Below are 12,984 nucleotides of genomic sequence, written 5' to 3'. Positions count from 1 at the left end.
ACGCGTCTTTCCGATGCGGAAGGCGGCATCAAAACGTCGCCGCCAGTTCGCCGCGGATGCACGGCCCAGATCCTGATGGAAAAAATCGACCTCGTTACAACAATGTGTTTTCCGAGCGTGGATTCCGGACCTGGCCGGCCGGGCCGAGCGTATTTCGTGACCCTAGATTTCCAATTCGATATCGGTGCGCAAGCGTTCGAACATGCCTCTGAGATTGTCTTTGACGAATACGTCGGCCTTGTCCGGCGAGCCCGAGTCATACGGCGGTCGCGGATCGTATTCCGATTGCAGTTGGATCGCTTCGGCGTAAAGCCTGCCCCGTAGCGCGGCGATGATTTGCAGGCCGAAATCGATGCCGGCCGTGACGCCGCCGCCGGTGATCAGGTTGCCGTCCCATACCACGCGTTCTTTTACCGGCGTCGCGCCGAATTTCGGCAGCAAGTCCAGGGTGACCCAGTGCGAGGTGGCTTTCTTGCCGCGCAGCAGGCCGGCCTTGCCGAGCAGCATGCTGCCGGTGCAAACGCTGGTCACGTACTTCGAAACGGCGGCCTGGGTTCTGATGAATTCGATGAATTTGGCGTCCTTCATCGCCTTCGCCAGGCCGACCGCGCTGCCCGGTACGAACAGGATGTCCAGGGCGTCCGGGCATTCTGCCTGGGTGTGGGTCGGTACGACGGACAGCCCGGTATCGCTTTTTACCGGCGCCAGATCGTTGGTCGAAGAAATCAGGTAAATCTTGGCACCCATCATCGAGGCCAGCATATATTGCGGTCCCGCCAGATCCAGCGCGGTAAAGCCGGGATAGATCAGCATCGCGATCCGTTCGCTGCCGTGCATTTTGAAGCCTTCTGCGGCCGTGACGGCCTCGTGAGCCTTGCGCGATACTTCCATGCCCCGGTTTTTTCTGGCCTCCCGGCCGGTCGGCGATTCGGCAATGGCCATGAACGGCGCCAGGCAGCCGCTCAGACAAGCGAACTTGGTGAAAAAATGTCGTCGATTCATCAAACTCTCCTGATGATAGCGATAATCGGGGCGGGACGGGTTGTCCCCGGCCTTTTCCCCATTCGAGTCTCGTTATGGCGTCCCGGCTCCAAGAGTATTTTCATCCCGCGTTGACGGCATTCCGTGCGGAACGGATGTGTCGAATGTCGTGGGGGGAGGCGACTGAAGTCGCCCCTACACCGCCCCCGCGGTCATATTGAAAACGCTCCGGTCCTCCCGGTCCGGGGGAGGAATCGGCCGCCTCGTCAGAACTCCACCCCTAGCTGGACGAATCCCACCCTCGGTTCGGTGAGCACATCGATCCACCGGGTTTCATTGCGGCGGTCGAGCAGATTGCGCACGCCGGCCGACACGTCCAGGGTGTGCTTTTCGCCGATGGGATGGCGGTAGGTGACGCGGAAATCGGCCGTCACGTACGAACCCAGGGCGTAGGCCGGATCGTTCCGGGTATCTCCTGCGATGAACTGGCGATCCACGTAGCGGCCTTCGAAGCGGCCGCTGAAGCGGTCGGATTCGTACATCAGTCCGAAGGCGGCCTTGTTGCGCGGCGTCAGCGGCAATTGTTTGCCTTTCTCCGGCAGGCCCGAGGCGCCGGGCGGCGAATCGCTGGCCGCCTCGGAGAGGCTGTACGTGTAGTTGGCGAACAGCGCCAGTTCGGGGGTGATCCGCTGCCGAATCTCCAACTCGGCGCCGTAGCTCTGCACCTTTCCGAGGTTCCGGGTCTGGTAAATCTGCCTGCCGTTTTCCAGATACATGGACTGGAGCTGGTATTGGGTCAGTTCGTTGTAATAGCCGGTGGCGGATAGGCTCGTGCCGAACGGCGTCGTCACGTCCAGGCCGAGATCGAAGCTGTCGGATTTCTCCGGCTTGAGCGACGGGTTGGGCCTGAACTCGTAAAACGGCATGTTCACCCCGCCCGTCAGGCCGGAAGAATCGGGCGGGCGAAATCCGGTGCCGACCGAGGCGCGCAGCGAGACTTCATCGCTGAACTTGAAGCGCACGCCGCCGCGCGGATTGAAGATGCCGTAGGACTGCCGGGCGGCGCGCCCGGTGACGTCGTTGGCGAGGTCGTACTCGAACCAGTCGGCGCGCCCGCCCATAGTCAGGAACAGCCGGTCCCACAAGGCCAGTTCGTATTGGCCGTAAACCGCGTAATTGGTGATGTCGTTGCGGGGATGGTTATCCAGCGTCCCCTTGGCGAGATTGATCGTGCGCAGATTTATCCAGTCCTGACTGCCGTAGAAGCCGACCAGCAGGGTGTGGCCCTCGGCGATATTCCAGCGGTTGCGGATTTCCCCGCTCAGCTTCTTGCCGTCTTCTTTCTGAAGATAAAGGGGATTGGTGCTCAGGGAGAAGGGATATAAATAACTGTCGAAGGTCAGACTGGCCTGATGGTCGCGGTAGCTCAAGTTGACGGTGAGCTGGTCGTCGTCGGTGAGCCAATGGCCGTATTCCAGGCTGTACTGGCCGTACTGGCCGTCGGCTGGGGTGTGGGGGCGATCGTAGGCATTGTTGTGATCGTCCAGATAATTGAATCCGAGCTTCAGATCGGCATTATCGGAAATGGTCCAGTTCAAGCGCCCACCGGCCAGGGTCTTGTTCCATTCGCCCTTTTCCAACGAGTGAAGCATCGTACCCATCTCGCCCGTGGGAATCGCAGGTTCCGGCGCGGATTGGTAGCCGTCCGAACTCAGGTGCTTGAAGTCCAGGAAATAGCCGATGCCGTCCACGGTGCCGCCGGTGGTGAAACCGCCGCCATAGGTGGGCAGCGAATCGAACAGGAAGAACGGGCGGGTGACGTTGGGGCCTTCGGGCGCCTCCTTGGTGATGATGTTGACCACGCCGCCCATCGCGTTCGGGCCGTACAGGGCCGATCCCGCGCCGCGCACGATTTCCACCCGATCCACGTTGTCCCAGTCGACGGTCTGGATGGCCGAACGACTGCCGATGCCGGGATCGAGGAAATCGGCGAACTGGCCGTTGATCAGCGTGGAAGTGCGCCCGAATCCGAGGCCCCGGATATCGATCTTGGCGATGCCGTTGGTGCCGGTTCGCTGCACGTCCAGCCCGGCCGCGCGTTGCAGCACGTCGCTGAGATCGCGGTTGTACATCTCCTTGATCTGCTTGTCCTCGATCACCGCCGTGGTGGCCGGGACTTCCGACGCCGGCCGCTCGATCTTGGTCGCCGTCACCACCATCGGCTCCAGGCTGATGGGCGGCGATTCTTCGCTTTGCACGGCGGGGCGCCGGGAGGCCGGGCCGCTCGGCCGGATCGCCACCGTCTGTGCGCCGGTGTATCGAAACGTCAGCCCCGTGCCCTCGAGCAGCTTTTCCAGCGCCGCTTGCGGGGTGTAGCGACCGGAGAGACCGGCCGTTCGCTTGCCGGCCACCGCTTCGGCCGGGTAGAGCAGTTGCAGCTTGGTTTCCTGAGCCAGGCGCTCCAGAGCGCCGGCGAGCGGCTGGGGTTGGATGTCCAGGGCGACCGCCTCGTCTTCCGCATGCGCGGAGCTGACGGCGAGGAGCGGAACGAGCGCGAGGTACAGCGGATTCTTCATCGGCATTTCCACAATAGTGACAAGGTTGTACCGATAAAGACGCATGAGCGAGGGCAAACTGGACAGGCGTTTCCGTTTTTTTCGGGAAGCTCCGAACAAGTGGATTCCGTTCATGATTCGACAAGCCTGTTCTGAGTCGAGTCGAAGGGCTTGATCGGAGTTTCCTTCGAATGCGCGGTTCGATCGGCATCGAGCCGGGTTGGACCGGGCTGTCGGAAGCTCAGGCCCGGCGGCCGGGAGCCGGGATGCTTTGGCGGGGCGCGAAGCCGGCGGATGGTCCGGCGGTCCGGGCCCGCAAGGCAAGACGTTACCGTTTCGCCCGTTCCACCACGATGCTGCCGTCTCCGGTCTGCCTGGTTTTCACCGGCAGGACGGCCTCCAGGGTGGCGAGAAAGAGCGGCAAGTCGTCGTTGTGAAAGACGCCGCTCAAGGACAGGCGTTCCAGGCCGGGGTCGGCGATGCGGAAGGTGGCCGCATGATAGCGGCCGAGTTCCGCAAAGACTGCCGACAACGGCGCCGCGCGGAAGACCAGCTTGCCCTCGCGCCAGGCGGTCGCCGCCGAGAGGTCGGCCGGCGCGGCTTCGGTGAGTACGCCTGCCGCACTGTAGCCGGCCGTTTGTCCCTCGTTCACTTGCCGCTCTTTCCCGGTGCCGGAGAGCCTGATCCTGACCGCCCCTTCGAGGACCGCCACTCGTACCGAACCGGGACGCAGGTCCACGTCGAAACGGGTGCCGATATCGCGGATCAGTCCGCCCGCCGCCTTCACCTCGAACGGCCTGAGCTTGCCCGCGGCGATGCTGAACAGCGCCTCGCCGCGCGCCAGTTCGACCGAGCGCGAGGACCAGCCGTAGCGCACGGCCAGCACGGTGTCGCTGTTGAGTTCGACCTGGCTGCCGTCCGGCAGGATCGCCGTCCGCCGTTCCCCTTTGGCCGTGCGGTAGACGCCGGTGTCGGCCAGGGGCCAGCCTTCGAAAGCCGCCAATCCGACCGCCATGACCAGCAGGGCGGCAACAGCGGCGCTCCAGGCCCGCCAGGGAGAACTGCGGCGGTGGACGTAGCGGCGCGCGGCGGCCAGCTCCGCCGCCGGGAGCGGCAGCTCGCTCCAGGCGGCGCGGAGCGCTGCGTAAGCCTGCCGATGCGCGGGACTGGCCGCCAGCCAGCGCTCCAGGGCGGCCCGGTCGGCGGCGTTCGCTTCGCCCGACTGGATGCGCGTCAGCCAGTAAAGAGCGCGTTCGCGGATTCCGTCGGAAGGGGAAATGGGATCGGCCATGTCAGTGTGTCGGTCGTTGTCGCAGGCGGCCTCTTGGCGATCGTTTTCCGTCATTGAACGTTCGAAGGCGATCCCGAAGGTCGCCGGTGGTTTTACAAACGGGCGGCGCGTGCATGGATCGCTCTAATTTTCCAGTCGGCTCAAGCAATGGTCCAGAGCTTTCTGGATGTGGCGCTGCACGGTTTTGGGGGACAGCCCCAGACGCTCGGCGATTTCGGTATGGGTCAGGCCGTCGAAGCGGTTGAGCACGAAGGCGTGGCGGCACAGGGGCGGGAGTTCGGCGAGCGCCGCCCGGAAGCGCTCCATACGTTCGGTGCCGATGGCGGTGTCCTCGGGATTCGGAGCGGGAGCGACGAGATGCTCTGCGATGTCGTCGACGTTTTCGTGGCCGCGATGGATTTCCCTGCGCAGATGGTCGACGACCAGATTGGCCGCGGCGCGGAACAGGAAAGCGCGCGGCTCGCGGATGGCTGCCGCCGCGGGATAGGAGATCACCCGGAGGTAGATGTCCTGAACCAGGTCGGGCGCGTCGGAATCGCCCACTTTGCGGCGCAGGAAGCCGAGCAGGTCGTCGGCATAACGGAAAAACCAATGATGGAGGGTGGTTTCGGGTAACGGTTCGATCACGGAGACGGGCCACATCGTTGCGATGACGAGGGAGCCTTTGAGCAAGACGTGTGCCGACCGGACATCGCCCGGAAATCCGCGGTCCGGCGGCGGGATCGTCCCGATGATTCTGCGGCAAAAGCCTGAGCGTTGCGGGAATTGCCGCAGCGCCGGCTTATCCGGACCCTCCCCTGACCGAGGCCGATGGCGGAAAGACCACCGAAACCCGCAAGCCGCGCCGTTCCGGACCGTCGAGCAAGCGCAGGGTCGCGCCCGACAGCCTGGCGATGCGGGCGACGATCGACAGGCCGAGTCCGGAACCTTCCTCGAAAGTCGCCAGCCGCTTGAAGCGTTCGAAAACCTGCCGGCGTTCGTCGGCCGGAATGCCGGGGCCCTGATCGATGACGTCCAGGCGATGCGCTCCGATGTTCACGGTCACGACGGTATCCGGCGGGCTGTAGCGGATCGCGTTGTCCACCAGATTGCGCAGCAGAACGCGCAGCAGGGCCGGATCGCCTCTGACGATCATCTGCTTTTCGCCGAGCCGCCGAACCGATACGCGACGGCCGTGGGCCCACGGTCCCAGTTCCGCGAGTACGCCCTGCGCCACTTCGGCCAAATCGGTCAGTCCGGGCGACGGCTGCGTTCGGCCGCTTTCCAGCCTAGCCAGGGTGAGTAGCTGGTCGATCAGATGGGCCGCCCGGTCGCCGCCGCGGATGAGGTTTTCCAGTGCCCGGCGGCGTTCCGCCGCATCGTCGGCGGCCAGGGCGACCTGCGCCTGGGCGCGAATCGCGGCGATCGGCGTCCGCAGTTCGTGGGATGCGTCGGCCGTGAACCGGCGTTCGTTTTCGAACGACTTTCCGATTCGCTCGAAAAGTTCGTTGAGCTTTTCGACCAAGGGCCGCGCCTCGGCGGGTATCCGTTTCGCGCCGACCGGCTCGAGGCGTTCGGGATCGCGGGAGGCGATTTGCAGGGCGAGATCGGTCAACGGCTTGAGGCCGCGCCCGATGGCCAGGGCGAGCGCGACGCCCAACACCGGCAGGACGACGAGCAAAGGCGTCAGCAGATGGCCTGCGATTTTACGGCCGAGTTCCTCGCGGGCGGCGACCTGCTCGCCGACCTGGATCAGCGTCTCATGGTCGTCGGTCCACGTGCTGAACACCCGCCAGTCGCGGCCTTCGACCCGGTTGACGCTGAAGCCCTCGCGCACCGGCGACAGGAGCGCCGAAGGCGCCGAGACCGAATGGAGTTTGAGGCGTCGGCCGTGCTCCCAGATCTGGAAGGCGACGCGCCGCGCATAGCGATGCAGTTGCGGGACGTGTTCGAGGTCGATTTCGTCGGCCTCTTCGCCGAGTTGCGCCACCAGAATCGACGCGGATTGGGCGAGATGGGCGTCGAGCAGTTCATCGAGTTCGTGCCGGGCGGCGAGATAGCCGGTCACGACGGCGGCGAGCCACGCGCCGGCCACCACTGCGAGCACCCCGGCCAACAGCCGCCAGCGCAGCGACCGCGCGGTCTTCATCGAAGATCCTTGGGCACCAGATAGCCCACGCCGCGCAGGGTCACGATGACTTCGGGCGCCAGTTTGCGCCGGAGACGGTGGACGTGGACTTCGATGGCGTTGGACTCGATCTCTTCGCCCCAGGGGTAAAGACGCTGGACCAATTGCTCCTTGGACAGGACCTGTCCCGCCGCGCGAACCAATTCGTGCAGCAGCGCGAATTCCTTGCCCGGCAGCTCCACGGACCGGTTGCGAAACGTCACCGCGTGCGCCGCGGGATCGAGCTTCAGCGGTCCGACTTCGATCACCGGCGCGGACAGCCCGGCTGAGCGCCGGATCAGGGCTCGCAGGCGGGCCGCCAGTTCGCCGAGATCGCAGGGCTTGACCAGGTAATCGTCGGCGCCGGCATCGAGCCCGGCGATGCGGTCGTCGACCGCATCCCGCGCGGTCAGGATCAAGACCGGCATCGGGTCCTTGCTGCGGCGAAGCCGGCGCAGCAGGTCGAGTCCGGCCAGCCTGGGCAAGCCGAGGTCGAGCACGACCGCCGCGAACCGCTCGGCTTCCAAGGCATTGCGGGCCGCGAGTCCGTCCCTCACCCAGTCGGCGACGAAACCCGCCTGCCTAAGTCCCGCCTGCAGAGCGTCGCCGAGCAGGGCGTCATCTTCGACGATCAGAATTCTCATGCGAACGATGATAACGCCGGACGCGGCGCGCAGCATGCGTCAGTCATCGTCGTCATGATCCCGATGCGAGGCGCCGACGACGGAGAACGGATGTCCGGACGATCGTTCCGCGGTCGGCGCATGGCGCCCGACACCCTCAAGGCCGGCCCAGATCCAAAAGCCGAGCAGCGACACGGCAAGCAGCAGGCCGAGCAGCGGTTTCGATCTGGGAATGGCGTCGCGCGCTTCGCCATGCTTTCGGCCGGTCACCATCGCGAGGGCCAGATTTTCGCGGTGAAGAACGCTCGACAGGATGACTCCGGCGATGTGCAACACGACCGTCGCCAGCATGCCGTTGGCGACGGCCTCGTGGAGATCCTCCAGCCAGTCGCCGCCCATCTCTTCGTAGGTCATCCAGCCGGTCACGCCGCTCGCCAGCCCCAAGCCGAGCATCAGCAGGATGGCGACGGCGCCCAAGGGATTGTGGCCGGTCGTATGTTCGGGCCTGCCGCGAACGAAGCTTTTCGCGTAGCGCCACACTTTACCGGGGCCGCGGACGAATTCGCCGAAGCGGGCATAACGAGGGCCGAGAAGACCCCAAATCAGGCGGAAACCGATCAAGCCCAAAACGGTGTAGCCGAGCACCACATGGACATCGCGCCAGCGCTCGCTTTCGGCGGTGAGAAAGGCGCCGGCGAAGCTCGCCGCGAGCGACCAGTGAAAAATGCGGGTGGGAAGGTCCCACACCAGAATGCGTTGCAGCATGGGTTTACTCCGAAGGCAAATGAACGGAATGTTCGGAAAAGCGTCCGGCGGCCGCCGAGCTATGGCAGGCGCCGCAGTTGGAGGGCGATTTGACGCTGGGAAGCCGCCAGACTCGGGCGGGGACCTCGTCGTGTTCGTGCCGGAACCGGCGGGTTTCGGTGATGCGGAGGAGCGGCCGGCCGTCGCGCGAGGTGCCGCGGGACCGCGCGGCGGATTCGAGATAGCGGGAGATATCTTCCAGAACCTGCGGTTCCAGGCTCGCATCGCTGCCGAAATGGCGATCCAGCCCCTGCATCACGGCCCGCCACGACGGGGCGGACAACATTCGGGCAGGGTAGGGGGCATGGCAGCTCCCGCATTCCTGCACGTAAGCCGGATTCGGAGGCGGCGCTTTAGGCGCGCCGGCTTCCGGCGCGCCCGATAGGGCGAGCAGTCCGAGCGCGGCGGCGGTCTGGAACCGGTATCGGATCATCGTCATGGCTCGCCTCATCGGGAAACGGACAACAGATAGGTCAGCACGTCGCCCTTCTCCTGGGCGGTGCAGACGCGGCTCAGCACATCCTTGCAGTTGCGCCGGAACCATTTCTCGGTTTTCTCGATTCGGGTGAACCGCTCGGGATTCGCCGCTGGCGCTAAGGGTTCGATCGGCTTGCCGGTGACGATATGGCGGCCGGAACCTACTGGATCGTCTGTGTGGCAGGAGGCGCAGCTCCAGTCGCCGCCGTGCCGGGATTGGAAGAAAGCTTCGCCCCGGGATGCGGAAAAGCCCGAAAAGCCGGGGCCGGCTTTGGAGGCTTCGCGCGCCAGGGCATCGAGAACGTCTTGCGGCGTTCCGGCCTGGGCCGGGGCGATGTGGATGAACGCGAGCAGCAGCAGAAAGGGGAGAGGCATGTCGGAACTCCTGAGTGATCGTTTCGGAGTTCATTCTGGCGGCCGGAGATTAAGCGAACCTTATGAACGGAAAAATACGGTCTCCGGCTTTCGCTTCGCCCAAAAAACAACCCGCTTCGGTATCGATTCCGTTCGCCCGCGGCGGATAATAGCGTTCGGATTTCCTCCGACGCCCGATACCGTCGGCCCTTTTCCCCAAGAGACCGCCACCGCCATGCGCCGCGACATTCCCGCTGCACGAACGAAAGACCTGCCGGACGACCCGCGCGGACTGTCCGCCATCGACGTCGACGACCGCAGGAAGCGGTACGGGCGGAACGACATTCTCGAGGTCGCCGGCAGCCCGTGGCTGGAATTGGCCCGCGACACACTCAAGGATCCCATGATCTGGTTTCTGGTCGGGACCGGCCTGGTTTATGCGGCGCTCGGCAGTTATGCCGAAGCGGCCACGCTGCTGGTGGCGATCCTGCCGTTGCTGGGCATGGACGCCTTTCTGCATCGCAGGACTCAGGCCTCGACCGAGGGGCTCGGCCGGCAACTCGCCCAGACCGCCCGTGTCGTGCGCGACGGCGCGCTGTTGGAAATCCCCGCCGCCGAGCTGGTTCCGGGCGACCGGGTTCGGATCGAGACCGGCGAGCCTTTTCCGGCCGATGGCCTGATCGTCGCCGGAGAACGCTTGCAGGCCGACGAATCGACCTTGACCGGAGAAGCCTATCCGGCGCCCAAGCAGGCTCTGGCGGCGATGCCGGCGGTATCCGACGAAGCCGTTTGGATCGACGGCGCCCACTGGGGATTCGCCGGTACTCGTCTCTTGACCGGGTCGGCGGAATTGACGGTGGCGTATACCGGCGGGCAAACCCTGTACGGCGAGATCGTTCGCGCGGCGGCGTATAGCGAACGGGAGCGAACCCCCTTGCAGACCGCCATTTCCAACCTGGTGGCGCTTCTAATCGCGGCCGCCGGCGTGCTTTGCCTGATTCTGGCCGGCGTGCGCCTGCGCCAGGGGCACGGCTGGGTCGACGCTCTGGTCAGCGCGGCGACGCTTGCGGTGGCGGCGCTTCCCGAAGAATTCCCGGTGGTGTTCACGATGTTCCTGGGCGTCGGCGTGTATCGGCTGGCGCGGCGGAAGGCGCTGGTCCGGCGCGGGGTTTCGGTGGAGAACATCGGCCGGATCACCTGCATCTGTTCCGACAAGACCGGCACGATCACCGAAGGCCGTCTCCGGCTCGAACATCTGGCGCCGGCCGCGGGCGTTTCCGAAGACGAACTGCTCCGCTGGGCGGCCCTCGCGTCCCGTAGGGAAACCGGCGACCCGATGGATGCGGCGATATTCGACTGCCTCGAGCAGCGGGCGGTGGCGGCCGCCGACGCCGCCGTGCTCGAGACCTATCCCTACACCGAGCAGCGCCGCCGCGAAACCGTGGCGGCCCGGATCGGCGACACGATATGCGTGGCCAGCAAGGGAGCGCCGGAAGTCTTGCTGGCGACGGCGAATCTCGGCGAGGCCGAGCGGAGCGAATGGGCTTCGAGGGTCGAGCGGCTGGCCGCCGAAGGGCACAAGGTGCTGGCTTGCGTGTGCTGGCATCTGGATGACGCCTGGAGCGGCGGCGAGCCGGACCGCGGCGGCCGGTTCGCGGGGCTCCTGGCTTTCGAGGACCCGATCCGGGATGGCGTGATCGAAGCGGTGCGGGAATGCCGCGCCGCCGGCATCCGCGTGGTGATGGTCACCGGCGACCACCCGGCGACGGCGGCCGGCGTGGCGCGGGAGATCGGGCTGAGCGGCGGCATCGTTCCGGGCGACGAACTGGTCCGCCGCCTCGACGAGGGCGTCGGCTTGAGCGCCGGCGGCTTCGACGTGGTGGCGCGCGCTCTGCCGGCCCAGAAGCTGGCCCTGGTGCGGGCGCTGAAGGCCGAGGGCGAGGTCGTGGCGGTCACCGGCGACGGCGTCAACGATGTTCCGGCGCTGCAGGCCGCCGACATCGGCATCGCCATGGGCGAGCGCGGCACCCGCAGCGCCCGCGAAATCGCCTCCATCGTCCTGCTGAACGACAACTTCAGCACCATCGTGCGCGCCGTCGCCGAGGGGCGGCAGTTGTTCCGCAATCTCCAGCTCAGCTTCCAGTATCTTCTGCTGATTCACATTCCCCTGGTCATTACGGCCACCTTCATCCCGCTGATCGGGCACCCCATCCTCTATTTGCCCGTTCACATCGTCTGGCTGGAAACGCTCATTCACCCGACGGCGCTCCTGGTGTTTCAGGAACTGCCGGCGCAAGGGCCGCTGCGGCCGGCGCCCAAGCGCCGGGATGCGCGATTTTTCTCGGGCGGGGAGTGGTTCCTGATCGCCGCGATCGGGGCGCTGATCACCGCGCTGATCGTGTGGACCTACGACCGCAGCCTTTTACCCGGCGGCAGCGTCGAGCACGCGCGCGCCATGGCCATGGTGGCGCTGACCTGCGCCAGCGCCGCGGCCACCGCCGTGCTGAGCCGCTTGCGGACGAAAAGCGCCTGGCTGATGGTTGCTGCGACGGTCGGATCGTCGCTGGTTCTGGTGCAGACGCCCTGGCTGGCTTCGCATTTGAGCCTGCAACCCTTGCACCGGGACGATTGGCTGATCGCCATGTTCGGCGGGCTGTTGTCCGTCGCCGGTCCCCTCGTCCTGTACGACGCGGCGCGGCGCCTGATCCGGGCAACGGGCGGTTTTCTCGCCGATTATCTGCGCCGCGCCGCGGAGAATGGCCGGACCGAAGTCGCCGCATCGCGATCGCCGGAAGCCCCGCTCACCCGCTATGCCTGGCTGTCGATCTTCGCGGCCCTCGCGACGATCGCCCTGAAGACGTCCGCCTACCTCGTCACCGGCTCCGTGGCCTTGCTGTCGGATGCGGCTGAATCCCTGGTAAATCTGCTGGGCGCGGGATCGGCCTTGATCATCCTGACCCTGGCCGCGCGTCCGGCGGACGAGACCCATCCCTTCGGACACGGTAAAGCCGAATACTTTTCCAGCGGTTTCGAAGGCGCGCTGATTCTGGTGGCGGCCGCCGGCATCGCCTGGACGGCCTGGGATCGCCTGATGCATCCTCAGGCGCTGGCGGCGCTCGATCTCGGGATGCTCGTCTCGGCGGCGGCTACGCTGGTCAATCTGGTGGTGGCCAGGGTACTGCTGCGGGCGGGGCGCCGCTCGGGATCGATCACGCTCGAAGCCGACGGCAAGCACTTGATGACCGACGTCTGGACCACCGCCGCCGTGCTGGCGGGGCTGGGCGGCATCGCATTGACCGGCTGGCAGTGGCTGGATTCGGCCATCGCCTTTCTGGCCGCCCTCAATATCGTGGTCTCGGGCGCGCAACTCATCCTGCGCTCGCTTTCCGGGCTGCTCGGCGCCGCCATCCCGCCCGAGGAGCGCCGCCGCGTCGAGCGCGTCCTCGACGATTACCGGCGGCAGGGCATCCAGTTTCACGACCTCCGCGCCCGCGTTGCCGGCACCCAGCGGCTGATCACTCTGCACGTGCTCGTGCCCGGCGCGACGACCGTTCAGGACGGGCACGACCTCCTCGAGCGGATCGAATCCGACATCCGCGAGGTGATCCCGAATCTACTCATCGTGACCCATATCGAACCGCTGGAAGACGTATCGTCCTTTCGCCACGACATCATCCAGTGAGCCTGGTTGCAAGATTCGGCCGGTCATTTTGGCACGAATGAGCAGGGCGAACCTTCGGCATGAAGTGGGAC

Annotated in this window: 10 protein-coding genes; 1 reads left to right on the top strand and 9 read right to left on the bottom strand. The window is 65.7% G+C overall.

What is annotated here, in order from left to right:
* Positions 1-162: 162 nt before the first annotated feature.
* From ACWJKU_RS15970 to ACWJKU_RS15930, 9 genes are all read right to left on the bottom strand, one after another.
* Positions 163-1,002 (bottom strand): DJ-1/PfpI family protein, encoded by an 840-nt coding sequence (locus ACWJKU_RS15970; RefSeq protein ID WP_454143814.1) that lies wholly within the window; start codon positions 1,000-1,002, stop codon positions 163-165.
* A gap of 245 nt (positions 1,003-1,247) precedes the next feature.
* On the bottom strand, positions 1,248-3,557 hold the full coding sequence (locus tag ACWJKU_RS15965) for a TonB-dependent receptor domain-containing protein (protein ID WP_454143812.1): 2,310 nt from the start codon (positions 3,555-3,557) through the stop codon (positions 1,248-1,250).
* A 307-nt stretch (positions 3,558-3,864) separates the two neighbouring features.
* Positions 3,865-4,881: a FecR family protein gene (locus ACWJKU_RS15960; protein ID WP_454143810.1), complete on the bottom strand. Its 1,017-nt coding sequence runs from the start codon at positions 4,879-4,881 to the stop codon at positions 3,865-3,867.
* A 69-nt stretch (positions 4,882-4,950) separates the two neighbouring features.
* A complete protein-coding gene (locus ACWJKU_RS15955) occupies positions 4,951-5,454 on the bottom strand; it encodes an RNA polymerase sigma factor (protein WP_454143808.1) in 504 nt (167 codons plus the stop codon).
* A 154-nt stretch (positions 5,455-5,608) separates the two neighbouring features.
* A complete protein-coding gene (locus ACWJKU_RS15950) occupies positions 5,609-6,955 on the bottom strand; it encodes an ATP-binding protein (RefSeq protein WP_454143806.1) in 1,347 nt (448 codons plus the stop codon).
* Positions 6,952-7,653, bottom strand: coding sequence for a response regulator (locus ACWJKU_RS15945; protein WP_454143804.1), 702 nt, complete (start codon positions 7,651-7,653; stop codon positions 6,952-6,954). Before ACWJKU_RS15945 ends, ACWJKU_RS15950 begins: the two co-directional genes overlap by 4 nt.
* 3 nt (positions 7,654-7,656) lie before the next feature.
* Positions 7,657-8,361 (bottom strand): cytochrome b/b6 domain-containing protein, encoded by a 705-nt coding sequence (locus tag ACWJKU_RS15940; RefSeq protein WP_454143802.1) that lies wholly within the window; start codon positions 8,359-8,361, stop codon positions 7,657-7,659.
* 4 nt (positions 8,362-8,365) lie between these two features.
* The gene (locus ACWJKU_RS15935) at positions 8,366-8,839 is read right to left on the bottom strand and encodes a diheme cytochrome c (protein ID WP_454143800.1); all 474 of its coding nucleotides are present in this window, start codon (positions 8,837-8,839) and stop codon (positions 8,366-8,368) included.
* Between the two features lie 8 nt (positions 8,840-8,847).
* A complete protein-coding gene (locus ACWJKU_RS15930; protein WP_454143798.1) occupies positions 8,848-9,252 on the bottom strand; it encodes a DUF1924 domain-containing protein in 405 nt (134 codons plus the stop codon).
* A gap of 214 nt (positions 9,253-9,466) precedes the next feature.
* On the opposite strand from ACWJKU_RS15930, the gene ACWJKU_RS15925 reads away from it, so the two are divergent.
* Positions 9,467-12,913: an HAD-IC family P-type ATPase gene (locus ACWJKU_RS15925; RefSeq protein WP_454143796.1), complete on the top strand. Its 3,447-nt coding sequence runs from the start codon at positions 9,467-9,469 to the stop codon at positions 12,911-12,913.
* The last annotated feature ends 71 nt before the right edge of the window (positions 12,914-12,984 follow it).

The sequence above is a fragment of the Methylocaldum sp. MU1018 genome (assembly GCF_053646775.1).
Note: the sequence above shows the minus strand (reverse complement) of the source record. Positions and strands in the feature narration are given on the sequence as shown.

Coding starts and splice junctions, on each gene's coding strand:
- ACWJKU_RS15970 (WP_454143814.1), bottom strand. CDS start 1,002: ATGAATCGACGACATTTTTTCACCAAGTTCGCTTGTCTGAGCGGCTGC.
- ACWJKU_RS15965 (WP_454143812.1), bottom strand. CDS start 3,557: ATGAAGAATCCGCTGTACCTCGCGCTCGTTCCGCTCCTCGCCGTCAGC.
- ACWJKU_RS15960 (WP_454143810.1), bottom strand. CDS start 4,881: ATGACGGAAAACGATCGCCAAGAGGCCGCCTGCGACAACGACCGACAC.
- ACWJKU_RS15950 (WP_454143806.1), bottom strand. CDS start 6,955: ATGAAGACCGCGCGGTCGCTGCGCTGGCGGCTGTTGGCCGGGGTGCTC.
- ACWJKU_RS15945 (WP_454143804.1), bottom strand. CDS start 7,653: ATGCTGCGCGCCGCGTCCGGCGTTATCATCGTTCGCATGAGAATTCTG.
- ACWJKU_RS15940 (WP_454143802.1), bottom strand. CDS start 8,361: ATGCTGCAACGCATTCTGGTGTGGGACCTTCCCACCCGCATTTTTCAC.
- ACWJKU_RS15935 (WP_454143800.1), bottom strand. CDS start 8,839: ATGACGATGATCCGATACCGGTTCCAGACCGCCGCCGCGCTCGGACTG.
- ACWJKU_RS15930 (WP_454143798.1), bottom strand. CDS start 9,252: ATGCCTCTCCCCTTTCTGCTGCTGCTCGCGTTCATCCACATCGCCCCG.
- ACWJKU_RS15925 (WP_454143796.1), top strand. CDS start 9,467: ATGCGCCGCGACATTCCCGCTGCACGAACGAAAGACCTGCCGGACGAC.